This window comes from Erysipelothrix enhydrae, assembly GCF_035066605.1.
In the GTDB taxonomy this organism is placed as follows: Bacteria; Bacillota_I; Bacilli_A; order Erysipelotrichales; family Erysipelotrichaceae; genus Erysipelothrix; species Erysipelothrix amsterdamensis.
The window spans coordinates 516,859-541,700 of the sequence record NZ_CP125807.1 but is presented as its reverse complement, the minus strand read 5'-3'; the positions used below and the strand labels follow the sequence as shown (position 1 = coordinate 541,700).

The 24,842-nt window shown below is 37.2% G+C and carries 26 protein-coding genes; 24 read left to right on the top strand and 2 right to left on the bottom strand.

Annotation, left to right across the window (positions count from 1 at the left end; genetic code table 11):
• Positions 1–14: 14 nt before the first annotated feature.
• From hpt to lysS, 4 genes are all read left to right on the top strand, one after another.
• Entirely contained in the window at positions 15–554 is a 540-nt protein-coding gene (gene hpt / locus LLS04_RS02755) for a hypoxanthine phosphoribosyltransferase (protein WP_003774344.1), read from the top strand.
• A 13-nt stretch (positions 555–567) separates the two neighbouring features.
• Complete coding sequence (ftsH, locus tag LLS04_RS02750) at positions 568–2,463, top strand: ATP-dependent zinc metalloprotease FtsH (RefSeq protein WP_323611784.1); 1,896 nt, start codon at positions 568–570, stop codon at positions 2,461–2,463.
• A 54-nt stretch (positions 2,464–2,517) separates the two neighbouring features.
• A complete protein-coding gene (hslO, locus tag LLS04_RS02745; protein ID WP_323611782.1) occupies positions 2,518–3,390 on the top strand; it encodes an Hsp33 family molecular chaperone HslO in 873 nt (290 codons plus the stop codon).
• 231 nt (positions 3,391–3,621) lie between these two features.
• A complete protein-coding gene (lysS, locus tag LLS04_RS02740) occupies positions 3,622–5,106 on the top strand; it encodes a lysine--tRNA ligase (protein ID WP_323611780.1) in 1,485 nt (494 codons plus the stop codon).
• Between the two features lie 37 nt (positions 5,107–5,143).
• Here lysS and LLS04_RS02735 read toward each other — a convergent pair whose 3' ends face one another.
• Together LLS04_RS02735 and LLS04_RS02730 are read right to left on the bottom strand one after the other, a co-directional pair.
• The gene (locus LLS04_RS02735; RefSeq protein ID WP_323611779.1) at positions 5,144–5,683 is read right to left on the bottom strand and encodes a chromate transporter; all 540 of its coding nucleotides are present in this window, start codon (positions 5,681–5,683) and stop codon (positions 5,144–5,146) included.
• The gene (locus LLS04_RS02730; protein WP_323611778.1) at positions 5,667–6,230 is read right to left on the bottom strand and encodes a chromate transporter; all 564 of its coding nucleotides are present in this window, start codon (positions 6,228–6,230) and stop codon (positions 5,667–5,669) included. The genes LLS04_RS02735 and LLS04_RS02730 overlap by 17 nt, the downstream gene beginning before the upstream one ends.
• 93 nt (positions 6,231–6,323) lie before the next feature.
• Between LLS04_RS02730 and LLS04_RS02725 the strand changes: the two genes are divergently transcribed.
• The 20 genes from LLS04_RS02725 (at position 6,324) to rplA (ending at position 24,822) form a co-directional block, all read left to right on the top strand.
• Positions 6,324–7,175 (top strand): LysR family transcriptional regulator, encoded by an 852-nt coding sequence (locus LLS04_RS02725; RefSeq protein ID WP_323611775.1) that lies wholly within the window; start codon positions 6,324–6,326, stop codon positions 7,173–7,175.
• Between the two features lie 61 nt (positions 7,176–7,236).
• Entirely contained in the window at positions 7,237–7,875 is a 639-nt protein-coding gene (locus tag LLS04_RS02720) for an IspD/TarI family cytidylyltransferase (protein WP_323611773.1), read from the top strand.
• Positions 7,876–8,014: 139 nt separating this feature from the next.
• Complete coding sequence (gene rpsF, locus LLS04_RS02715) at positions 8,015–8,305, top strand: 30S ribosomal protein S6 (RefSeq protein ID WP_003774354.1); 291 nt, start codon at positions 8,015–8,017, stop codon at positions 8,303–8,305.
• 25 nt (positions 8,306–8,330) lie between these two features.
• Positions 8,331–8,804 (top strand): single-stranded DNA-binding protein, encoded by a 474-nt coding sequence (gene ssb, locus LLS04_RS02710; RefSeq protein WP_323611771.1) that lies wholly within the window; start codon positions 8,331–8,333, stop codon positions 8,802–8,804.
• 17 nt (positions 8,805–8,821) lie between these two features.
• Positions 8,822–9,055, top strand: a complete 234-nt coding sequence (rpsR, locus tag LLS04_RS02705; RefSeq protein ID WP_003774357.1) for a 30S ribosomal protein S18 — start codon at positions 8,822–8,824, stop codon at positions 9,053–9,055.
• Between the two features lie 53 nt (positions 9,056–9,108).
• A complete protein-coding gene (locus tag LLS04_RS02700) occupies positions 9,109–9,648 on the top strand; it encodes a DUF2232 domain-containing protein (protein ID WP_323611768.1) in 540 nt (179 codons plus the stop codon).
• Positions 9,649–9,694: 46 nt separating this feature from the next.
• Positions 9,695–11,650, top strand: a complete 1,956-nt coding sequence (locus tag LLS04_RS02695; RefSeq protein WP_323611767.1) for a GGDEF domain-containing protein — start codon at positions 9,695–9,697, stop codon at positions 11,648–11,650.
• A gap of 1 nt (position 11,651) precedes the next feature.
• The gene (gene rplI, locus LLS04_RS02690) at positions 11,652–12,098 is read left to right on the top strand and encodes a 50S ribosomal protein L9 (RefSeq protein ID WP_013853429.1); all 447 of its coding nucleotides are present in this window, start codon (positions 11,652–11,654) and stop codon (positions 12,096–12,098) included.
• Positions 12,099–12,109: 11 nt separating this feature from the next.
• Positions 12,110–13,480, top strand: a complete 1,371-nt coding sequence (gene dnaB, locus LLS04_RS02685) for a replicative DNA helicase (RefSeq protein WP_323611766.1) — start codon at positions 12,110–12,112, stop codon at positions 13,478–13,480.
• Between the two features lies 1 nt (position 13,481).
• Positions 13,482–14,990: a M23 family metallopeptidase gene (locus LLS04_RS02680; protein WP_275165222.1), complete on the top strand. Its 1,509-nt coding sequence runs from the start codon at positions 13,482–13,484 to the stop codon at positions 14,988–14,990.
• A 67-nt stretch (positions 14,991–15,057) separates the two neighbouring features.
• On the top strand, positions 15,058–16,593 hold the full coding sequence (locus LLS04_RS02675; protein WP_323611764.1) for a M23 family metallopeptidase: 1,536 nt from the start codon (positions 15,058–15,060) through the stop codon (positions 16,591–16,593).
• A gap of 16 nt (positions 16,594–16,609) precedes the next feature.
• Positions 16,610–17,338: an MBL fold metallo-hydrolase gene (locus tag LLS04_RS02670; RefSeq protein ID WP_323611763.1), complete on the top strand. Its 729-nt coding sequence runs from the start codon at positions 16,610–16,612 to the stop codon at positions 17,336–17,338.
• On the top strand, positions 17,335–18,438 hold the full coding sequence (locus LLS04_RS02665) for a S1C family serine protease (protein ID WP_323611762.1): 1,104 nt from the start codon (positions 17,335–17,337) through the stop codon (positions 18,436–18,438). The genes LLS04_RS02670 and LLS04_RS02665 overlap by 4 nt, the downstream gene beginning before the upstream one ends.
• Positions 18,435–18,890 carry a 23S rRNA (pseudouridine(1915)-N(3))-methyltransferase RlmH gene (locus LLS04_RS02660; protein WP_323611760.1) on the top strand — a complete coding sequence of 152 codons (456 nt, stop codon included), beginning with the start codon at positions 18,435–18,437 and terminating at the stop codon, positions 18,888–18,890. Before LLS04_RS02665 ends, LLS04_RS02660 begins: the two co-directional genes overlap by 4 nt.
• Positions 18,891–18,960: 70 nt before the next feature.
• Entirely contained in the window at positions 18,961–19,227 is a 267-nt protein-coding gene (locus LLS04_RS02655; RefSeq protein ID WP_003774368.1) for a phosphocarrier protein HPr, read from the top strand.
• Between the two features lie 62 nt (positions 19,228–19,289).
• Positions 19,290–20,957: a phospho-sugar mutase gene (locus tag LLS04_RS02650; RefSeq protein ID WP_323611759.1), complete on the top strand. Its 1,668-nt coding sequence runs from the start codon at positions 19,290–19,292 to the stop codon at positions 20,955–20,957.
• 102 nt (positions 20,958–21,059) lie between these two features.
• Positions 21,060–23,039: a transketolase gene (gene tkt / locus LLS04_RS02645; protein WP_323611758.1), complete on the top strand. Its 1,980-nt coding sequence runs from the start codon at positions 21,060–21,062 to the stop codon at positions 23,037–23,039.
• Positions 23,040–23,142: 103 nt separating this feature from the next.
• Entirely contained in the window at positions 23,143–23,565 is a 423-nt protein-coding gene (locus tag LLS04_RS02640; protein WP_323611757.1) for a GNAT family N-acetyltransferase, read from the top strand.
• A 144-nt stretch (positions 23,566–23,709) separates the two neighbouring features.
• On the top strand, positions 23,710–24,132 hold the full coding sequence (gene rplK, locus LLS04_RS02635; RefSeq protein WP_013853423.1) for a 50S ribosomal protein L11: 423 nt from the start codon (positions 23,710–23,712) through the stop codon (positions 24,130–24,132).
• A 6-nt stretch (positions 24,133–24,138) separates the two neighbouring features.
• Complete coding sequence (gene rplA / locus LLS04_RS02630; RefSeq protein ID WP_003774385.1) at positions 24,139–24,822, top strand: 50S ribosomal protein L1; 684 nt, start codon at positions 24,139–24,141, stop codon at positions 24,820–24,822.
• The last annotated feature ends 20 nt before the right edge of the window (positions 24,823–24,842 follow it).

The window sequence follows — 24,842 nt, the reverse complement described above, 5'->3', positions numbered from 1 at the left end:
GGATTATTTATAGTATGCACCAAGATGTAGAGAGTATTTTGATAAGTGAAGAAGAAATTGAAAAAAGATGTGAAGAACTCGGACAAGTTATCACTGAACATTATAAAAATGTAGAAGGTCCGCTCGTACTTGTGGCACTTTTAAAAGGATCCGTACCATTCCTTGCACGCCTCATTAAGTATATTGACCTTGATATCGAATTTGATTTCATGGATGTTTCAAGTTACGAAGGTACGGAATCATCACGCGATATTCGAATTTTGAAAGATTTGGATCGTTCAATTAAAGGCACTAATATCTTGCTTGTAGAAGATATTGTGGATACAGGAAATACCCTTAAAGCAGTTATTAAACTCTTAATGAATAAGGGTGCTAATGACGTAAAAGTTATTACATTATTAGATAAACCATCACGTCGTGAAGTTGATGTTTATGCTGACTTTATTGGGTTTGAAATCGAAAACCTATTTGTTATCGGTTTTGGTATGGACTATTATGAAAAATATAGACAATTACCATACATTGGAATTTTAAAAGATACAGTCTATAAGTAAGGAGTGAATCCCGTTGAAAAACAATAAAAAAAATAATATTATTTTGATGGTAATGACTGTAATGATGGCACTTGTTATCATGCAGTTAGCTGCACATCAAACACAGAAAGTTTTACCCGTTAAAGAGTTCTACAATGTTGTAGAAACTAAAAAAGTAGAAAATACAATTATTAAACCAAATAATAATGTCATTGATATTACAGGTGTATATGTTGAAAATGATCGTAAGATTGGATTCTCAACACGTTTACCAAATACCCCAGAACAACTCAATGCAGTGACGAAACTACTTGCTGAAAAAGATGCAGCGATGTTGACAGCAGATCCAAATGAAAGTAATTTCTTCGTGGATTTCTTGCTCGTAATCATTCCTTACATCTTATTGGGTGGATTTATGTTCTTCCTATTCTCTAAAATGGGAAATGGAGGCAATAATAAAGCCTTTGAATTCAGTAAATCTCGTGCTAAAGTCCAAGGTGATATTAAAGTTCGCTTTAAAGATGTAGCGGGTGCTGAAGAAGAAAAAGAAGAAATGCAAGAGTTAATCGAGTACTTACGTCATCCAAAACGTTTTGAAGCAATGGGTGCGCGTATTCCTAAAGGGATGCTTCTTGTAGGTCCTCCAGGAACAGGGAAAACATTACTTGCTAAAGCAGCTGCTGGTGAAGCAGATGTGCCATTCTATGCAATTTCCGGATCTGATTTTGTGGAAATGTTTGTAGGTGTTGGTGCAAGTCGTGTTCGTGATATGTTTAAAAAAGCTAAGGCAACAGCGCCTTGCATTATCTTTATCGATGAAATTGATGCTGTTGGACGCCAACGTGGTGCTGGTATGGGTGGAGGACACGACGAACGTGAACAAACACTTAACCAACTTCTTGTTGAAATGGATGGAATCGAAGAGAACTCAGGTGTTCTTGTTTTAGCGGCTACTAACCGTGATGACGTATTGGACCCTGCGTTACTAAGACCGGGACGTTTTGACCGTACCATTACTGTTGGTTTACCCGATGTTAAAGGTCGTACAGAAATCTTACAAGTTCATGCACGCAATAAGAAAATTGCGGATGATGTTGTGCTTAAACACATTGCACGCCGTACTCCAGGGTTCTCAGGAGCAGATCTTGAAAACGTATTGAACGAAGCTGCAATTCTTTCGGTTCGCGAAAATAAAACGGAAATCACTATAGATATTATTGATGAAGCGATTGACCGCGTTATTATGGGACCTGCTAAGAAATCTAAAAAATATACTGAAAAAGAACGCTATATGGTTGCTGTTCACGAAACAGGACATGCAATTATTGGTATTAAACTCAAAAGTGCTGATAAAGTACAAAAAGTCACAATTATTCCACGTGGACAAGCAGGTGGCTATAACTTAATGACTCCTCGTGAAGAAACCTTTACTCAAAGTCGCTCAGACTTGATGGGTAAAATCACTGGGTACCTTGGTGGTCGTGTTGCTGAAGAAATTGTCTTTAATGAAATTTCCACAGGTGCATACTCTGATATTCAATCCGCTACCAAAATTGCACGTGCAATGGTTACTCAATATGGTATGAGTGACTTAGGGCCAATTCAATATGATAGTAATGATGGAAATGTTTTCTTAGGAAGAGATATTTCCCAACCTCAAAACTATTCTGGTCAAATTGCATTTGAAATTGACAAAGAAGTTCGTCATATTATCGATCAATGTAAAGAAGAAGCTCGTAAACTCATTGAGGAAAATCGTGAACTTCTTGACCGTATTGTTGAAGCACTTCTTGAATATGAAACAATTACTGCAGAGCAAATTCAAAACATTGTTGAAGGCCGTGAAGCCAATGATAATGGTGTTGTTGATGCTGAAGTTGTCAGTGAAACAGTTCAAGAACCTGATACAACAATTGATAAAGAAATTTAAGCTTAGAGGGAGCCCCAATTCGTTGGGGCTTTTTTAAGAAAAAAGGAGACAATTATGAGTGATAAAATCGTACGCGCAATGGCGCTAAATGGAAATGTTCGAATTTTTGTTGCAAAAACAACGGATCTTGTTCAAAGAGCACATGAATTACATGGTACTTATCCAGCTGCTTCAGCTGCTTTAGGTCGTACCTTAAGTATTGGCGCAATCATGGGGACAACACTGAAAAACGATGACGAAAAACTTGTTATCGAGATTCGTGGTGACGGTGAGTTAGGTAATATTTTGGTTAATGCAGACAATAAAGGCTTTGTGCGCGGACTTGTTTCAAATCCATATGTTCATAAAGTAAACAGTATTGGTAAACTTGATGTCGGCGGATCTATTGGAAAAGGAACACTCAGTGTAACGCATGATGTTTTAGATGGTATGGCATTCAGTTCCCAAGTTGAACTTCAATCTGGTGAAATTGGAGATGATTTCGCATACTATTATGCACAAAGTGAACAAATCCCATCTGCAGTGTCTGTAGGTGTGTTAGTTAATGAAGATTTATCCATTAAATCTGCAGGAGCAATCTTGATCCAAGTACTTCCTTCAGCGACTGAAGATGATATCTCAGAAATTGAAAAAACACTTGCGAAACTTCCACCCGTTTCAAATCTCATGGTAGACAAAGAAGCAATCGAAGTTTGTGCTGATTTGTTTCCGGATGTTCTCATTCTTGAAACAACGGATACTCAGTACTATTGCGGATGCAATAGAGAACAAATGGCTGATGTATTACGAACATTAAGTACAGATGAACTAAAAGAACTCATTGCGGAAGATAAGGGTGCGGTTTTAGAATGTCATTACTGTCATTCAAAATATGAATTTACAGAAGATGATTTAAAAGAGATCGTTTTAGAACGCAAGAAAAACTAAGTTTTATCTTCTATGTTTTGAGGGATACGAATACACAGAAACCATAAATTATGTTATGATACATCACGAAAAGCAATGAATTTTAATAATAATGTATGGTTGGTTTCGTAAGAATTAAAAATAAATTGTTGTTATGTGTGATTTTAACGGCTGTTTCACTAAATTAGATGAATTCATTGATAGAATTTGATAAGATAGAATCAGATTATTTACATAAGAAAGAGTGATAATATGGGACATGAATTAACAGAACAAGAAATTGTTCGTCGTGAGAAAATGGAGGCTTTGCGTGAACAAGGAATCAATCCCTTTGCAAGTGGATTTAAACCTGAAGAACGCTCATCCGACATCGTGGGGGCTTACGATAGCAAATCAAAAGAAGAACTTGCAGAACTTGAAGCTACAACCAAAATAGCTGGTCGTGTTATGACTAAGCGTGTCATGGGTAAAGCTGGATTTATGCATCTTCAAGATCGTGATGGACAAATCCAAGTTTACGTTCGAAAAGATACAGTTGGAGATCTTGCGTTTGAGTATTTTAAAGAACTTGATTTAGGGGATATTTTAGGTGTTGAAGGAACAATATTCCGTACAAACCATGGTGAATTATCCGTTAAAGCGAGTGAATTGACACACCTTACAAAAGCTTTACGACCATTACCAGATAAATTTCATGGTTTACAAGATAAAGAAGAACGTTACCGTCGTCGTTATTTAGATTTAATTATGAACGAAGACTCACGACGTACTGCAATGTTGCGTCCACTAATTATGCGTTCCATTCGAAAATTTTTCGATGACCGTGGTTTGGTAGAAGTTGAAACACCTGTTTTAACTCCAATCTTATCCGGTGCGGCAGCACGTCCTTTTGTAACACACCATAACACTTTAGATATGGAGTTCTACTTAAGAATTGCGACTGAACTTCCTTTAAAACGCTTGATTGTTGGTGGAATGGAAGGTGTTTATGAAATTGGTCGCTTGTTCCGTAATGAAGGAATGAGTCCAAAACATAACCCGGAATTCACGACAATCGAAGCTTATGTAGCTTACGCAGATATGTATGACATGATGGATATCAGTGAAGGTTTACTTGAATATCTTGCACACGAAGTATTAGGAACAACTGAAATCGTATATCAAGGTACTGAACTTTCATTAAAAGGCCCTTACCGTCGTGTCCATATGGTTGATATCATTAAAGATGTTACAGGAGTTGATTTCTGGACTGTCAAATCTGATGAAGAAGCAGTTGCAATTGCGAAAGAACATAATATTAATATGGCAAAACACCAATTATCATTTGGCCATGTTGTTAATGAGTTCTTTGAGACATTCTGTGAAGAAAAGATTGTCCAACCAACATTTGTTTATGGTCACCCTGTTGAAGTGTCACCACTTGCAAAGAAAAATCCAGAAGATCCTCGTTTTACAGATCGATTTGAGATGTTCATTGATGCCCGTGAATATGCGAATGCATTCTCCGAACTGAACGATCCTATTGACCAACGCGAACGTTTTGAAAGTCAATTAAGCGAACGTGAACTTGGAAATGAAGAAGCGAATGAAATGGATGTTGATTATGTTGAAGCGTTAGAATACGGAATGCCGCCAACAGGTGGAATCGGTATTGGTTTAGACCGTCTCATCATGCTCTTAACAGACAGCGCAAGTATTCGTGATGTCTTGTTATTCCCACATATGAAAAAAAGATAAAGAAAAAGATACTAACTGTGTGTTAGTATCTTTTTTTCTACAAGAGCCATAGTAAACCGAGAAATGCTGAAAGAATTAGAATTTGAGTTGTCTGAAGTTTGAATTTATAACTCATTGCAAATACGAGGATGAAAGCAACTACGGTTAAGGCGCTGAAGCTACTTTCATTCAGAAGCAACATAGAAAAAATAGTTACCGTCGCAAGACTGATCAGTGTCGTGGAACTGATGCGTAAAGATTTCAAAAACAATTCCCAAAGGTCTTTGTGACTCGCTTTTTCATAGGACCCATACACACTAAGTGTCAAGCTAACACCAATAAGTACACAACCAAGTGTTGCGATCATTGCGCCCGGTATTCCGGCAATCTTGAGACCCACAAAAGTTGAGATGTTTACCGTCAACGGTCCAGGCGTCATTTGGGAAATGGTTATCATGTTGATAAAGTCTTGGGTCGTAATCCAACCATGAATGTTGATAATTCTATTTTCGATGAGCGGAATGGTCGCGTAACCCCCACCAAGACTGAATAACCCAACATATAAAAACTCAAAAAATAGTTTAATCAACTGTAACATGATGCTGCTCCCAACGATTAAACATAAACACGACCACAAAATTAAAGATTAGAATAAAAACAATATGAATCTTAAAGGCTAGAGATAGCAACAATCCAGTGAGATATAAGATGACCGCAAATTTATGGTCTCTTTGGTACAAATCTTTCACCATATCAAGGACCAATCGCACCATAATCACAGTGACCCCAACTTCTAATCCTTTAAATATTGCTTGTATTAGGGCTTGTCCCATAAAAAAATCATAAAAATAAGTAATGATAGAGATTATAAATAAGGGTGGTAAGATGGTCCCGATAAATGAAGCGAATCCTCCAGCTTTACCATTGATTTTATATCCGACTCCTGTTGCGAGATTTACGGATATGGCACCGGGTGCAGATTGAGCAATCGCAGCAAGATCTTGCAATGTTTCTTCGGTAATTAATTTTTTCTCTTCAACATACTTTGTGCGTAAAATTGGGATGGTAATATACCCTCCGCCAAACGATACAGCAGATAAAATGAAGGACGTATAGAATAGTTCTAAATTTGATATTTGTTTCATAAAAGCCTCCGCTTGTATTATAGTGAATTCTCGTTGATAATTATAATAGATAGAAGTGATGAAGGTATAAGTAAATCATTATGGAGGTGGATTATGAATATTCGACTTTTAAAAATATACAAAGAAGTCTATGAACTTAGATCAATTACAAAAGCAACTGAGACATTGTACATTTCACAGCCTGCAGTATCTCAAGCGATTAAGGAACTGGAGACGGTCTTGAATCGTAATCTCTTCGTGCGTAAGTCGGGAGGGATTGAACCCACACCGTTTGGTGTCCAGTTTTACCTTCAAGTGACACATTTTCTAAAAGGTTATCATCAATTTGAAGCGGATGTATTTAAACTCAATCAGTCGAATCCTCTAAGAATTGGATCAAGCATCACTGTCGCAAAGACAACATTACCTGATATCATCAAAAGATTTGAATCCTTACATTTAGATAATAAAACCGAAACAACAATCGCAAATGCGCAAGATGTGCTTGCACTACTAATTGAGGACAAAGTAGATGTCGCTATAATTGAAGGAACAATGCATGATGAGACATTTGAGACAATACATCTCGGATTTTACAACTTAAAATTTTTCTCCAAGTATGAACTTAATATTTCAAACCTCGAAACTTTACTTCAACATAGAGTATTACTTCGTGAATCAGGAAGTTCAATTCGTAATGCGTTTGAAGCGTTGCTTTTAGAAAATAAAATGATTTATCAGCCGACATGGCAAGCGGTTAACTCAGAAGCGATTCTTTTTGCGGTTAGTCAAGATTTAGGAATTGGTTTTTTACCTGAAGTTCTCATTCATAATGAATTTTATATCTATAACGATATCACAAGTGATATCACAACCCCGATAACCTTATGTTATCGGAAAAACCAAGTTTTTGAGGATCCTTTAAATGAATTTGCGGATATTGTTATCAAGGCATTTGGTAAATAATACGAATTCCTTTAATCCGAGCCTGTGATATGTTAGAATACTAAAAAAGAAGAGGTGACTTATGGATTATTCAGTATTAATTGTTGCCGCTGGAAAAAAAGCAGCAGAAGGTGCAAGTTATGCAAAAGCACTTGCCTCATTTAATGACTCAAAAAGTGTTTTAGGTCAGACAATTTCGGTCTTCATGCATGATGCACAGTGCAAACAGGTTGTAATTGTTGCGAGTTCTGCCGATATGACACGTGTTGTAAAGTCTAATGGCAGTGGTAAGATTGTTTATGTTAAGGGCGGGAAAACACGTCAGGAGAGCGTGCTAATTGGTCTTACAGCGGTTTCAGAGGATGTTGTTCTTATCCATGACGGTGTACGTCCTTGGTTACGTCAAGGTTTAATTGATAAACTGCTTGTTCGCATGCAAACTGAAAAAGCATGTGTACTTGGATTACCTCCAACCAGTCGTATGTGCAGTGTTGTTGATGGGTATATTGAGTCAACAGTTGATACTGATTCATTCATTCAAACACAAACACCGCAGGCATATCACACGTCGTTTATTTTAAGTTGTTATGCGAAAGCGAATCGTTCGGGCGGAACGTTTATGGATGATTCAGAAGTAGTCTCTGCATTCTCAGATGTTAAGATTGCGGTTGAAGCGGGCGATTCGAGAAATCGTCGATTTATTCTAAAAAAAGAAGATTAGGACATTGGGTCTGTGAAACTTATTTAGTGATGACGGAATAGGTTTACATAGACCTTTTTGTTTGGTATAATAAAGAACGGATAAAATATAAAAAAATATCCTTGCTCGAAAGAGCCATAGACCAGAAGGAGGTGTACAAATGCGCAAATATGAAGTAATGTACATCGTGAAACCTACATTAGACGAGGAAGCTCGTACAGCAGTTATTGCTAAATTACACGCTATCTTAACAGATAACGGAGCAACAATTGATGAAGTTAATGAATGGGGTTTACGCGAACTAGCATACGAAATTGAAGACTTCAAAAAAGGTTACTATGTAGTAACTCAATTTACATCAGGTGATGAAGCAGTTAATGAATTTAACCGTTTAACACGTATCAATAACGATGTAATCCGTCACATGATCGTACGTCAAGACGAAATCTAATCAAAAACACAAGGGGTGATTATTTATGATTAATCGCACTATATTAGTGGGTCGTTTAACTCGAGATCCAGAACTTCGTAAAACACAAACTGGTAAATCAGTCGTTTCGTTTACTGTAGCGTGCAACCGCCGCTTTGGACAACAAGATGAAACTGATTTTATCAATTGTGTGGCTTGGAATCAAACAGCTGATTTTATGGCAAATTACTTACTAAAGGGTGCTTTAGTAGGTCTAGAAGGTCGAATTCAATCGAGATCATATGAAGACGCTACCGGTAAACGTGTATATGTTCAAGAGGTTGTTGTGGATACACTTCAATCACTCGAATCGCGTGCACAACGTCAAGAACAAGGCGCAAGCCAAGGTCAATATCAGAATCAAAACAGTAATCAAGGTGCATCAAGTTATACACCTTCATACCAAGCCGATCCTGAACCATCATTCTCAATGGATGATGAGCCAGTTCTCGATATAACCAGTGACGATCTTCCATTCTAATCGAAAGGAGATTTGTTATGTCATTCAGAAAATTCCGTGGACCACGTCGTAAAGTTTGCTATTTTACAAAAAATAACGTAAAAACAATCGATTACAAAGATGTGGAATTACTAAAACGCTTTATCTCAGCAAATGGTAAAATTATTCCTAGACGTGTTACAGGTACAAAAGCTAAATACCAACGTCCATTAGCAACAGCTATTAAACGTGCTCGTCAAATGGCTTTATTACCATACGTATCAGATAACTAAGATATTCAAAAGCCTCTCTAACGAGAGGTTTTTACTTTATGGAGGATACAATTATGAAGAAAACACTGAGCCTGACATATGGCGCAATGACTGTTGCTTTAACAGGGATTATTTTGTTTTTCGATCGCATAACGGCTGGTTTTTTTATGACGTTTCTTGCGCTACCTTTAATTGTCTACGGATCGTATTGTGATTGGTCCGAGGCGTTTGTAGTTTACTTATCATGTATTATAATGGCGGTTATCATGTCGGGGCTTTTCTCAACAATTTTGATGATGGCAGGGTATGGTGCTGTAGGATTAGCGTATATTTACTGTATGAAAAAAGAGGCTTCCCCATCACGGAGTTATCTTGCTATGGGAGTAGTTATTGCTTTGTTTTACTTTATAATGATTCGCTTCTTTGGTCCTGCTTTTGGTATGGACTTTCAAGAAATCATTCACTCTGTGAAAGGGATTCTAAATATTCACAATTCACTTGTACTTTATGGTATTTCAATCGGTATGGTTCTGATTACAATGGCTATGGAACTCTTTATAATGAAAACGAGTGCAGATATCGTTTTAGTGATGTTACATCGTAATAGAAAATAGTGTCGATTTGTGATAAAATTTAAGGTGAAAACCTAGGGGGTTTATTATGTCTAATCAATTTGAGACTCTTAAAACACGTTTAATGATTTTAACTTTGACCCAATTGGTGGTCCTCTTCTTTTTCCATGTTTTTATTAATAAATATTTGTATGTTGTACAGTATATTTTTCTTGTAATTGACTTTGCGATTATCTTCTACATTTTCGCTACTGCGATTACAAGTCGCAAGGAACGCGTTATATCCGTTGCGGATGTATTAGGACAAGAAGCAAGTTATGCTTTTGAATATGCAAATATGGGGATTATCACACTTGATGATCAAAATACTATTACTTGGATGAGTGAGCTTTTTGATGAACTTAATATCCTTGGTACCGGAGAATTGGTTACTGATATCTTTCCGACTATTGTGAAAATTATTAAAGGAAATAATGAAACGATGACAATTCGTTTTGATTCCCACGTTTTTGAAGCATCGACGATGGGTCAAAAAAATATTATCTTCTTTAAAGATGTTACGGATTTAAATGAACTTGAGATTATCAACCGAAATAATCAAGTTGTCTTGGGGATTGCGCACCTTGATAACTATGAAGAAACAACGCAATATGAGGAAGAGCAAACGATTGCTTTTATTGACTCAAATATTCGTCAGGCTGTTGTAAGATGGGCTGATAATCATGAGATGTTCGTGCGTCGTATTCGCCCAGACCGTTATCTTTTAGTCTTAAATGAACAAGTATTTCAAAGGCTTGAAAGTGAACGTTTCTCGATTGTGAATGAGATTCGAAAACAAGCTACAAAGATTGATGCAAGTATTACCTTGTCTCTTGCGTTTGCCCGACATAGTGATAACTTTAAGGATTTAGAGGATATGTCGAATAAAGCACTTGAAATGGCACAGAGTCGTGGTGGTGACCAGGTAGCAATAAATACAAAAAACGAAGTTATGCGTTACTTTGGTGGAAACACAGAGGCTGTGGAGAAACGAAGTAAAGTTCGCGTTCGTGTTATGGCTCAAAATCTTGGTGAACACATTCTAGAATCAAGCAATGTTGTGATTGTGGGCCATCGTATGATGGACTTCGACTGTTTCGGAAGTGCCTTGGGTGTCTCATCAATTGTATCTGTTTATAACAAAGAAGCTTCGATTGTGATTGATTTGGAGGATACCGAGGTTAATCTTGCGGGAGGTATTCGTAAGCATCGTGATGAGTTTGAGAAAGATCATAATCTAGTGACGCATGAACAAGCGCGTTCGCTTATTGGTCCAAATACATTATTAATTATGGTAGACCATCATTCTCTACAACAATGTCAATTCCCAGATTTGGTGGATAAAGCAGAAACAATTGTGATTATCGATCATCATCGCCGTACTGGTGATTTTAAATTTAAACCAACCTTAACATACATTGAATCATCCGCTTCATCAGCGAGCGAACTGATTGTGGAATTATTCCCGTATCATCGACGTAATGTTGTTATTTCTAAACTTGAAGCAACCTTTATGTATACAGGAATGCTTATTGATACCAATCGTTTTAGAAATCGAAGTGGAAGTCGAACATTCCAAGCAGCTGCTGAATTACGCAAGTATGGCGCTGATTTAATGGAAGTTGAAAATATGCTTCGTGATGAATATGAGAGCTTTGAAATGAAGAACAAAGTATTAAGTAAATGTGAGTTTTTTGATGATTACTACGTAATTGCAGCTTATAAAGATGAGTTGCTACCGCGTCCATTAATGTCACAAGCGGCCGATGAGATTCTCACTGTGAAAGAGGTGGAAGCATCGTTTGTAGTAGCTTATGTTGATGAAGACATTGTCGCGATATCATCACGATCAAAAGGTGAATTAAACGTTCAAGTTGTTATGGAACGCCTCGGTGGTGGTGGACACTTTACTGGGGCTGCAGCTCAAATTAAAGGACAATCGATTCATGAAGTCGTAGAGTCACTTAAAAAAGCTATAGAAAATGTAAGAGAGGAAAGTGAATAATATGAAATTAATTTTATTAAAAGACGTTAAAAAAGTAGGTAAAAAGAACGATATCGTTGAGGTTGCGGATGGTTATGCGCGTAATTTTTTATTACCGAATAAACTCGCAGTTATGGCAAGCGATCAAAGTCGTGAAATTTTAGATCACCAAAAACAAGAACATGCTGCCGAAGTTCAAGCAGAAATCGAAAAAGCGAAACTTCTAGCGAAAGAGCTTGAGAAAATCACTTTAGAATTTAAAGTCAAAGTGGGTGAAGGTGGTCGTGTCTTTGGTTCTGTATCCACAAAACAAGTAGAAGACGCATTGAAAAAAGAACACAAGATTAAAGTGGACAAGCGTAAATTTAAACCCAGTGGTCCAATTACTCATTTAGGATCAAATCGTATCCAAGCAACACTTTATGGAGATGTAACCGGAGAAATCCACGTTAAATTAATTGCTGAATAAGAGGAGGAACTATGCGTAAATTGCCTTACAGTCAAGACGCTGAGATGGCTCTTTTAGGAACGCTATTGGTGTTCCCAGAGTCTGTTGCAGTTGTTGAAGAATATGATATGCAAGTCGATGACTTTTATAATACCGAGCACCAAAAAATATTTTCTCATATGATAGAAATTATTGAACGTGGTCGTGTTTTAGATGCGACGACTTTAATAACACGATTAAAAGATCAACATGAAATTGATAGTGTGGGTGGTGTCGAATACTTGTTTGCACTTACAGAAAACAGTGCAACACCAGCAAGTGTGAAACACTATATTGAAGTTGTTCAAGAAAAAGCTCAAATGCGACGCCTCATTGATGTTGGGCAGTCTATCGCTGAAAAGGGTTTTGACTCTACTACTGAACTTACAGCACTGCTTGATGAAGCAGAACAGAGAATTTTAGAAGTAACACGAGTTCGTCGAACAACTGAAATGCAACGCAGTCGTGAGGTCGTAAATGAAGTAATGGAGAATTTAAACCGAATTCGTGATAACCACGATCGCATTACTGGTTTAAAGACCAATTACAGTCATTTAGATAATGTCACAAACGGTTTGCAGCGTGGCGATTTAATTATCTTAGCGGCGCGTCCATCTGTAGGTAAGACGGCTTTTGCCTTAAATCTTGCATTGAATGCAGCACGTCACAATAAAGATGAAAAAGCAGGTATGGCGATCTTCTCCCTTGAAATGCCTGCAACACATTTGATTTCACGTATGTTAAGTGCGCAATCTTCTGTTAAGAGTGAGTATTTACGAACGGGTAATCTAAATGATGAGCAATTAAACAACGTCTATGCAGGAGCCAATGTTTTATCGAAGCTCAATATCTTTATTGATGATAGTTCAACAATTACAGTTCCGGAAATTTTTTCGAAATGCCGAAAACTAAAATCCGAAGGTAATTTAGATATGATTGTGATTGACTATATTCAGTTGATTTCAGGACGTGGGAAAACAGAATCACGTCAACAAGAAGTTTCGGAAATCTCACGTGGACTCAAACAGTTGGCCCGTGAAATGGATTGCCCGGTTATTGCGCTCTCGCAATTATCACGTTTAGTGGAACGACGAGACAGTAAAATTCCTCAATTGAGTGATTTACGAGAATCCGGTTCGATTGAGCAAGATGCGGATATTGTAATGTTCTTGTACCGTGAAGATTATTATAAAGACCGCGAAGGTGAAGAGGATGATGGTCCTCAAATGCCGAAACCAGAACAACAAGAAGTATTACTAAAAATGGCGAAACACCGTAATGGTGCATTGGCAGACATTACACTCATGTTCAATGCTTCCATTAGTAAGTTCTATGGTGTTGCCGGAGACGGAGGTAGAATGTAATATGAAAAAACATAAAAACCTCATTATGATATCTGTCGCATTTCTTTTTGCGATTGGGTTAGGGTACCTTTATAAGTCACCAACTTCAGCATCAGAAATTAAAACAGCGTATGAAGCAATCGATTCATCATCTGCGATATTTCCACAAGAAGTTGTAACTGTAAATGATAAACCTGTAGTGATTACAAAGCTTTATCGCGAACAAAAACTAGTTGGGGTCTTGAAAGATTCGACACGTCTACAGAAGATGTTTGATGAAGTGTATGAAAATGAATATAAAGAAGAATTTCCAGATTCTAAGTTGGGATTCATTGATGACCTTATTCAAGTAGATGAAATGAGTTTCAATGTTTATGAAGATCGTGATAATGATATTTTTGACTATCTTTATAAAGAAAACTTATTTGCGATTGAGGCAAATAAAGTCACATTCTCAAATGGAGCCATCATCTATGTAAAGAATTCTGAAGATTTTGATTCAGCGCGTGATAAATTCATTCAAAACTTTACCAGTGAGAGCACATTTGATGCAATCAAAAATAATAAAAAAATTCCTGCCATTACGGACTATGGAACTAAGGATATTGATGTAAAAGTTAAAGAAACCGTTAAAGTAACGCGGGGACTTGCGACGAAGGATAAAATCCTAAAAGATGAAACAGAAATTCTGACATTCTTAAGTTATGGGTATAATCCAAAAGTTGAAACTTATAAAATTAAACCGTTTGATACATTAGAAGGTATTGCATATCACAGTGGTATGAACGTTAATCAGATTCAATCCATTAATGCGGATAAAATCAAAGATGTGAATCAGGTGCTTGAAGTTGGATCAGAGCTTCGAGTAAGTAAGTTTGATTCACCATTCACAGTTACTGTAACCAAGCAACGTATGACGACGGAACCAGTATATCCTGAAAAAACAGTATATCAATCCGATCCAGAACTTGCGGAAGGTAAAGAAGTTGTGGATGTCGTGGAACAAAATGGTGCTCGTGATGTTATTTATGAAGATGTTTATGAGAATGGTGCATCCATCTCAACGAAAGAAATATCAAGTAAAGAAACTAAGAAACCAGTACGTGGTGTTATTCGATATGGTACAAAAGTTGAACCTAAAGTTGGTAGTGGTGCATGGCGTTGGCCTTTAGATAATGCCTATGTTCTTTGTGGTTATGGTTGTTATCCAAATCACTCGGGTACAGACTTCTCAACACACGGTAGTGGCTATGGACCAATCTACGCAATTGACCGTGGTGTTGTCACAACAAACTCATACGATCCAGGAGGATGGGGTAATTATATCGTTATTGACCATGGTAATGGATACAGATCCCTTTATGCCCATATGGCAAGTCCAGGTTATTTCCAAGCAGGACAAACTGTCGCTAAGGGTGAAAACATTGGTTATGTTGGTATGACGGGTCGAACAAGTTATCCACACGTCCATCTTGAAATTATTGTGGGTGGTGGAACACGTGTTGATGCATGTGGTGTTATTGGCTGTTAGTTTTTATCAAATCGAAGTATAAACGAGATTACGGTCTCGTTTGTGCTTTCCAAAAGGAGTTGGTCTAATGAAGCAACATAAAGAACTGAAATTAATCCTGATAACTTTTATAGTCTCAGTACTTATTGCGTATGCAATCGAAACAGTGAGTGCGAATACGAGTGTTGTGGATTTATACAAATTAACCGACACATCTACATCAATCTTTCCACAAGAGTCTGAAGGAAAGTCTGATAAATCCATTGAAGTCACAAAACTTTATCGTGACGAAAAACTAGTGGGCATTATCAGCGACGGTTCGAAATTAAATAAGATGTTTGATAAGGTTTACGAAGAAGAATATAAATCAGAATTCCCAGATTCAAAGCTAGGTTTTATCGATGACTTAATTCTCGTTAAAGAATTGAGCTTTAATCACTATGAAGATCGTGATGATGAAATATTTCAATATCTCTATGATGAAAAACTGTTTGCGATTGAAGTAAATCAAGTTACATTCTCTAACGGTGCGATCATTTATGTTAAGAATATCGATGACTTCAACAAAGCCCGTGATACCTTTATTCGAAACTTTACAGATGACAAAACATTTGATGCGATGAAAAACAATCGCAAAATTGAAAGTATTAAGGATTATGGAACGCATGATGTTAATGTGGAAGTAGAAGAAACAGTTCAAATTAGCAAAGGATTGACATCCAAAGAAAATATTCTTATGAATGAAAGTGATGTTTTAACCTTTCTAAGTTATGGATATAATCCAAAAGTTGAAATTTATGAAGTTCAACCGTATGACACAATCGCAGGGATTGCTTGGCATAAAGGTATGGATGCAAATCAAATAAAATATATAAATAGTGATATAATTAAAGATGTAAACCAGGTACTTGAGGTTGGATCGAAACTTCGAGTAAGTAAGTTTAATTCTCCTTTTACCGTTAAAATCACTCGAGAACGAATGACCTCAGAAGTTGTTTATCCCGAGTCAACAATCTACGAATCAGACCCGGAATTATCTGAAGGGAAAGAAGTTGTGGATGTTGTGGAACAAAATGGTAAGCGAGATGTGGTTTATGAAGATGTAATTGTGAACGGTGCTCCGAAGTCTTCGGAAGAAATCCGGACTCAAGTAACGAAAGAGCCTATACGTGGTAAAGTTCGCTATGGTACGAAGGTTGAACCACGGATTGGATCGGGGAACTATCGTTGGCCGTTAGATAACGCAAATATTTCATGTGTCTATGGAAATTCGTGTTACTACAACCATAATGGAACCGATTTTGTCCTCAATGGTGGAGGATTTGGTCCAATTTATGCAGTTGACCGAGGTGTTGTTTCGGAAACTGTAAGTGGTTGTTTTGAAGGAAATTATGGATGTGGAAGTGGTTGGGGAAATCATATTGTGATTGATCACGGTAATGGCTACACTACACTTTATGCACATATGGCTACAGGTCCTTACTTCAATGTTGGCGATCTTGTAAAACGTGGTGATAATATTGGATATATGGGTATGACCGGTACAACTTATGGGCCTCATGTTCATTTAGAGTTCCGTTATCACGGCGTGCGGGTAGACCCATGCACCGTAATGGGATGTTAGGTAAAGGAAGATGTTTATGAAATATTCAATGCTTGCAAGCGGTTCTAAAGGGAACTGTTGTCTTGTGGAATCGCATGGGGTTCGAATTATGATTGATTGTGGAACCACAAAGCGTTATCTCAAACAAAGTTTTGAATCGCTAGAACTAACATTTGATGATGTGGATTGTGTATTGATTACACATGATCATAGCGATCATACCAGTCAATTGAAACATTTTTCTCACCATCAAATCTACTGTCCTTCAGAGGTTGTGTTTAACCATACAAAGGTAGAACCGTATATACCCTTTCACGTTGGACCGTTTATAATCACGGCAGTGAAAACATCTCACGACGCGGATGATTCAGTAGGATATATTGTAGATGACGGGAGTCGTAAACTTGTGTATATTACCGATACGGGTTACATTCGTGAACAGGATTTTGAATTGATCAGAGATGCCGATTATTACATCCTGGAAAGTAATCATGATCCTGAATTATTAATGCAAACCAATCGTCCCTACGCCATTAAGCGTCGGATATTATCGGATACAGGTCACTTGTCTAATGAAGAAGCAGGTGTTCTGTTATCAAAAGTTGTTTCGGAAAAAACAAAGGAAATTTTACTAGCCCATCTTAGTTCGGAAGCTAATGATGAATATTTAGCCCTATCAACCGTACGTGAATTGGTTGATAATGAGGGGATTGAATTCAATGTCGCTAAACAATTTGAAATTGTAATTGGAGGATATCAAATATGAAAAAAGATCAAGGTTTTAAAAATACATTTATTGGAATTTTAGTTATTTTACTTGCGTGGAACGGATTTCTTACCTATCAAGTCTACGAGCTAAACAATCGTCCTATAGTCACAGAAAAGACCGAAGATGGAAAGACTGTTGAAAAAGTCGTAACCGAGTTTGAGTCAGATCCAACGAAAGTTGTTGAAAACGTTAGGGATCAAGTTGTCAGTGTACTAAATGTACAAGGTGGACAATTGGCTGGAAGCGGATCAGGAGTTGTGTACAAAAATGAAGGTGGTAAGATTCATATTATCACCAATAATCACGTAACTGAAAAAGGCGATCAATTTTATGTTCAATTCTCAAATGGTGAAAAAGTCGAAGCGAAACTATTAGGTGCGCATCCATTTACCGATTTAGCCCTTCTTCAAGTAGAAACTGATTCTGATGTGAAACCAATGAAACTTGGGGATTCTTCTGTTGTTAAGGTGGGGGAATTTGTTCTCGCTATCGGAAGTCCAGTAGATTTAGAATTCGCAAACTCCGTAACATTTGGAGTTATTTCTGGAAAAGATCGTAAAGTCCCAGTTGACTTAAATGGTGACCGCAATCCAGATTGGGATATGGTTGTAATGCAAACAGATGCTGCAATTAACCCGGGAAATAGTGGCGGAGCACTTGTAAATATGAATGGGGAATTGATTGGAATTAACTCCATGAAACTCTCTTCGGCTCAAGTTGAAGGGATGGGATTCTCAATTCCTGTCAATGAAGTTGTACCAATTATTAAACAAATCGAAGAAACTGGAAAAGTTTCGTATCCTGTTATTGGAATTTCGGGTGTTTCCGTTTCTGAAATGAACCCTTTCTTAAAGAATTACTATAAAGTTCCCTCAGACGTGAATGCGGGAGTCTTTATTGCTGAGTTAACACAAAATGGCCCAGCACGTAAAGCAGACATTAAAGAGGGAGACATTTTAACCCATATTAATGGTAAAGCCATTTCAAGTTACCGTGAGTTTAGACGTGAACTTTATGCACATAAAGTAGGCGATACTGTTAAACTTACGATAAATCGTAATGGAGAAATTCACGAGGTAGAGGTAACATTGCAGTGATAAAAATTATCGCAATTGGAAAAATTAAAGAAAAACCAATGCAAGCACTGATTCAAGAATATGAGAAACGTCTTAAGCCCATACATTCTGTCGAGATGATCGAACTCGTAAATTCTAATAAAACTGATGTTACAAGTATCATTGAGGATGAATGTCAACGAATACTTGAGAAACTCGATGATCGTGACTATGTCGTTTTAATGGACTTAAGTGGAAAAGATTTAGATTCCGTTTCGATGAGTGCAAAGATTATGGATCTCATCGATATGGGAAAGCCAATCACATTTATTATTGGTGGTTCTCACGGTGTAAACCAATCAATCAGAGAACGTTCTAACTATCGTTGGAAGATTTCAAACCTTACTTTTCCACATCAACTTGTCCGTCTTATGTTGTATGAACAAGTGTATCGGTTTTTTATGATTTCAAAAAATCATCCATATCACAAGTAAAAAAAGACTAATCATTGTATTAATCTTTAAAATAGTATAAAATTGAAATGAAAAGTAGGAGGTTATACTTATGAAAGAGATTACAGTAACAGTTATCGATCCTGTTGGATTGCACGCACGTCCTGCAACCGTAGCAGTAAATGCAGCAAGCAAATTCAAGAGCGAAATCAAAATCAGCTACAAAGGTAAAGCTGTAAACATGAAGTCAATCATGGGCGTTATGTCATTAGGAATTCCAACTCAGTCAGAAATCGTTATTTCTGCTGAAGGCGAAGATCAAGATGATGCAATCGCTACAATTGAAGAAGTACTAAAAGCACAAAAAGTAATTGCTTAATTTTATAATTAGAATAAAATAGAAGATGAGAATCTTCTATTTTTTTTATGCAGGAGGGAATTATGTCATTAGATAGATGGAATGAGTTGGCTCGCGATTATTCATGGATTGAGGAAGCAATGCAAACTATGGATGAAAGCACAAAACATGACGCTTTTTATAAGTCATTAGAATTTGGTACTGCAGGTATGCGCGGGTTATTAGGAATCGGACCTAACCGCATGAATGTTTATACGGTAGCGAAAGCAAGTGTGGGATTTGCGAAATACTTAGTTGAGACATTTAAAGATCAAGAATTAAAAATAGCGATTGCGTATGACAACCGTCATATGTCTAAAGAATTTGCGGATGTGAGTGCGATGGTGTTATCAACTTACGGGATTAAAAGTTACATCTTTTCGCAACCACGTCCAACACCTGAGTTATCATTTGCGGTAAGAACGTTAAACTGTGTTGGTGGAATTGTTATTACAGCAAGTCATAACCCTAAAGAATACAATGGTTATAAAGTATACGATGAAAATGGATGTCAATTGGTAGATCACAAGATTGCTCGAGTGATTTCCCTCATCAATGAAGAACCCGATGAAACTAAAGTGGATATCAATCAGGGTAATCGTTCAATGATTACTTATATGGAAGCTGATTTTGATGAAACCTATAAAGATGCAATTCATTCAATTCAATTGCGTCCAGAGGAAGAAAAGACCTTATCGGTTGTGTTTACATCGCAACATGGAACATCCTATCCACTTGTACCGGATATCTTAACGGATGCAGGATACAATGTTATTCCTGTAATGGAACAAAGTAATTATGACCCTAATTTTAGTAATACAAAAACTCCGAATCCTGAGGAAAAGGCATCCTATGATTTAGCCGTTGAATATGCGGTAAAACAGGATGCAGATCTTGTACTCAGTTGTGATCCGGATGCGGACCGTATGGGTATTGTGGTTAAGCACCACGATGAGTATGTTTATCTTACAGGAAACCAAGGCGGATCAATACTTCAAGAATATATCTATGCAACGCGAATCGAAAAAGAAACGATGCCAGAAAATCCAATTATGTTTAATACTGTCGTAACTTCCGATTTAGGAGAAAAAATTGCGCAATCTTACGGGGTGAATGTAGAGAAAACATTAACGGGTTTTAAATACATTGGTGATAGCATCGAAAATCACAATAAAGTGGGTGACTTTAATTTTGTCTTTGGTTATGAAGAAAGTTACGGTTATCTTCTCGCAGATTTTGTACGTGATAAAGATGCCTTGCAAGCATGTATGATGGTTGCGGAAGCGGCAAACTATTACAAAAATCATGGCTTAACACTCGTTGATGTTTTAAACGGTCTTTATGACAGACATGGTGCGTATCATGAAACACAAGTAGCAATTACGTTATCCGGACAAGAGGGTTTAAATCGTATTCAAGAAATCCTAACAACATTTAGAGAATCAAATATCGAAGCGTTTGCGGGAATTAAGGTTCTTTACCGAGATGATTATTTAACATCATCACGTTCAAACGGTGAAAGCTTAACATTACCAAAATCGAATGTTATTAAGTATAGCCTTGAAGATGGATCTTGGATTGCAATTCGACCATCTGGTACGGAACCAAAATGTAAGTTTTACTATTGCGTTGTAGGTAAAACAATTGAAGAATCACTCTTAAAATTTGAAGCACTAAAAAAAGATATTAATGAAAGAGCGCAACTCGATTAAAAAATATGTTGTGCTATGTCTTTTTAAGGCGTAAGCGGTACATTGATATATTCGCTGAAATCATGTATCTTATATATGAAAAAGAAGGAGCACATATAAATTATGAATAATATTGAAAACTTAGCAGTTAATGCACTTCGTGTGTTATCTGTAGATGCAGTTCAAAAAGCAAATTCAGGTCATCCTGGAATGCCTTTAGGCGCTGCACCCATGGCATATACTGTGTGGGCAAATCATATGAACTTTAACCCTGCCGATCCTAAATGGATCAACAGAGATCGTTTTGTTCTGTCAGCAGGACATGGATCGGCACTTCTCTACTCACTACTACACGTGTTTGGATATAAAGTTTCGAAAGAAGACTTACAAAATTTCCGTCAATTTAACTCTTTAACACCAGGTCATCCAGAATATGGTCATACGGATGGCGTTGAAGCTACAACAGGTCCTTTAGGTGCCGGTTTATCAACAGCAGTTGGTATGGCAATGGCCCAAGAACACCTTGCAGCGAAATACAACAAAGACGGATTCGATGTATTCAACAACTTCACTTACGTTATTTCAGGTGATGGTTGTATGATGGAAGGAATTACAAGTGAAGCATCTTCTTTTGCAGGCGCAATGAACTTAGGTCGCTTGATTGTCCTTTATGATTCAAATAACATCACAATCGAAGGAAGTACAGATCTTTCATTCCATGAAGATGTATGTGCACGTTATGAAGCATATGGTTTTGACACATTTGTGGTTGAAGATGGTAATGACATCGAAGCAATTAATGCTGCAATTACTGAAGCTAAATTAAATCTTGATAAACCTTCATTTATTGAAATCCGAACTAAGATTGGTTTCGGTACACCTAAAGAAGGTTCTGCCTCATCACATGGTGCTCCAATTGGTGAGGAAGGAATCAAAGCATTTAAAGAACTTGTGAATTACCCAAGCCTGGAACCATTCTATGTTCCTGAAGAAGTGTACGAACACTTTGGTGCTATTGCTGCTGAAGGTGCGAAAGCACAAGATGCATGGAATGCAATGATGGATTCATATAAAAATGCTTATCCAGAATTAGCAAAACAATTAGATCAAGATTTTACAGATATTACTGTAGAAGAACTAACAAATAATAAATCATTGTTTGAATTTGAAGACAAACCAATGGCAACACGAAATGTTTCCGGTATGATGATTAACCGTCTTAAAGATCAATATTCAAATATTTTTGGAGGGTCAGCGGACTTAGCACCTTCAAATATGACAAATATGAATGATGAAGATTCATTCTCATCACAAAATTTTGCGGGACGTAATATTCATTTTGGTATTCGTGAACATGCAATGGCTGCGATGGGTAATGGTATTGTGCTTTATGGTGGGCTTAAGGCTTATGTCGCAACATTCTTTGTGTTCTCAGACTTCTTAAAACCAATGGCTCGTTTAAGTTCACTTATGAACTTGCCATTAACTTACGTTTTAACTCACGATAGTATTGGTGTTGGGGAAGATGGACCTACACATGAACCGGTTGAACAACTTACTATGTTACGTTCATTACCAAACTTCTATACATTCCGACCAGCGGATGCAATTGAAACTGCATACGGGTGGGTTTTAGCTCTTACATCGAAAACAACACCTGTTGGGCTGATTCTTTCTCGTCAAAATTTACCACAACTTGAAATGTCAGGTGCTAATGCACTTAAAGGTGGTTATGTTGTGAAAGACGCTGAAACGATTGATGCGATTATTATGGCTACAGGATCCGAGGTTTCACTTGCAATTGAAGCTGCTGAGTCTTTGGAGAAAGAAAATATCGGTGTTCGTGTTGTTTCGATGCCATGTATTGAACTTTTTGAAGAACAAAGCAAAGAATATCAAGAATCTGTGCTTCCATCAGCAGTACGTGCTCGTGTTGCCGTTGAAGCGGGTTCATCTCTAAGTTGGGGTAAACTAATCGGACTTGATGGTGCTTATGTAACCTTGGATCACTTTGGTGGTTCTGCACCAGCACCGAAACTCTTTGAAGCATTCGGATTTACAGTGGATAATGTATCTGAAACGGTAAAATCAATACTTAAATAATTTTATAAGATGTGGGCAGCGCTCACATCTTTTTTTTCTTAAAGAGGCGTGCGACGTATTAAAAAATAGGTATAATAGATATAAAGAGAAGAGGTGTACGTAGATGATACGTTATATGGAAATTCCTGAAATAGATCAAGTTATGGAGATTTGGTTAAAATGTAATTTAAAGGTTCATTCATTTGTGGATGCTGCGTTTTGGAACGATAATTATGATAGTGTGAAAGAGATGATGGAGCATGCGAATATCTATGTCTCTGTTGAAGACGGTGTCATTGAAGGATTTGCGGGAGTGATGGAAGGATATTATCTTGCGGGAATTTTTGTTTCTAAAGATTCACGAAATAAGGGCATCGGTAAAGAACTTCTTGATTATATTAAAACACGTTATGATGAACTCACACTTAATGTTTATGATCAAAATACAAGAGCACAAAGTTTTTATAAACGTGAGGGATTTGTTGTGGTGGAGACGCATAATGATGGCCCAACAGAACATACGATGGTTTGGCCGGAAGTCCTATAATCGTCCTCAAAAATGACGCTTGACTTAGACAAGTGTAAGATGTAAAATATATAAGCCTGTAAAAAGGCTTTTGTAATGTGGGAGAGTGATGCAACCATTCATTTAACCACAGCACAGACAAACACACATAAGGAGGAATGTCTCGTGAGTAAAAAAGTTGCAAGAGTAGTTAAACTACAATTCCCTGCCGGTGGCGCTAAACCAGGACCTGCATTAGCTGGTGTTGGTATTAACATGCCTCAATTCTGTACTGCGTTCAATGATCAAAGTAGAGATCGTGCAGGAGACGTCGTACCTGTAGAAATTACAGTATTCGATGACAAATCATTTGATTTTGTCTTAAAAACAACACCTGCTGCTATCTTATTAAAGAGAGCTGCTGGAGTTAAGAGTGGATCAGCAACGCCAAATTCAAACATTGTTGCTACAATCTCAGCAGATCAATTACGTGAAATTGCTGAATATAAAATGCCCGATTTAAATGCAAATAGCATCGAAGGTGCTATGAACATCGTTGCTGGTACAGCACGTAATATGGGTATTGCTATTGAAGGAATGGAGGACTAGAGTATAATGGCTAAAAAATCAAAAAACGTCGTTAAAGCTAATGAATTAGTGGATCGCTCAAAAGTTTACTCAATTTCTGAAGCAATCAAATTAGCAAAAGAAGCAAGTTTCGCAAAATTCGATGAAACATTCGAAGTTTCATACCGTTTAAATGTTGATCCTCGTCATGCCGATCAACAAATCCGTGGTGCAATGGTATTACCTAATGGAACAGGACGTTCACAAAAGGTATTGGTTGTAACTCAAGGCGCTAAGGAACAAGAAGCAAAAGATGCAGGAGCAGATTTTGTTGGTGGTAAAGAAATTCTTGAAGAAATCCAAAAAGGATGGTTCGAGTTTGATATTATCGTTGCTACACCAGATATGATGGGTGAGCTTGGTAAACTTGGTCGTGTATTAGGACCTAAAGGTTTAATGCCAAACCCTAAAACTGGAACAGTAACTATGGACATCACTAAAGCTGTTGAAGAAATCAAAAAAGGTAAAATCGAATACCGTGTTGATAAAGAATCAAACGTTAACACAATTATCGGTAAATCATCATTTACAGATGAAGCATTAGAAGAAAACTTTAACGCATTACATGACGTAATTCTTAAATCACGTCCAGCTGCTGTTAAGGGTGCTTTTATTAAAAACCTTACAATCTCAACATCAATGGGTCCTGGAATCAAAGTTTCAATCGACTAATTTATGTTAAATTAAACAAA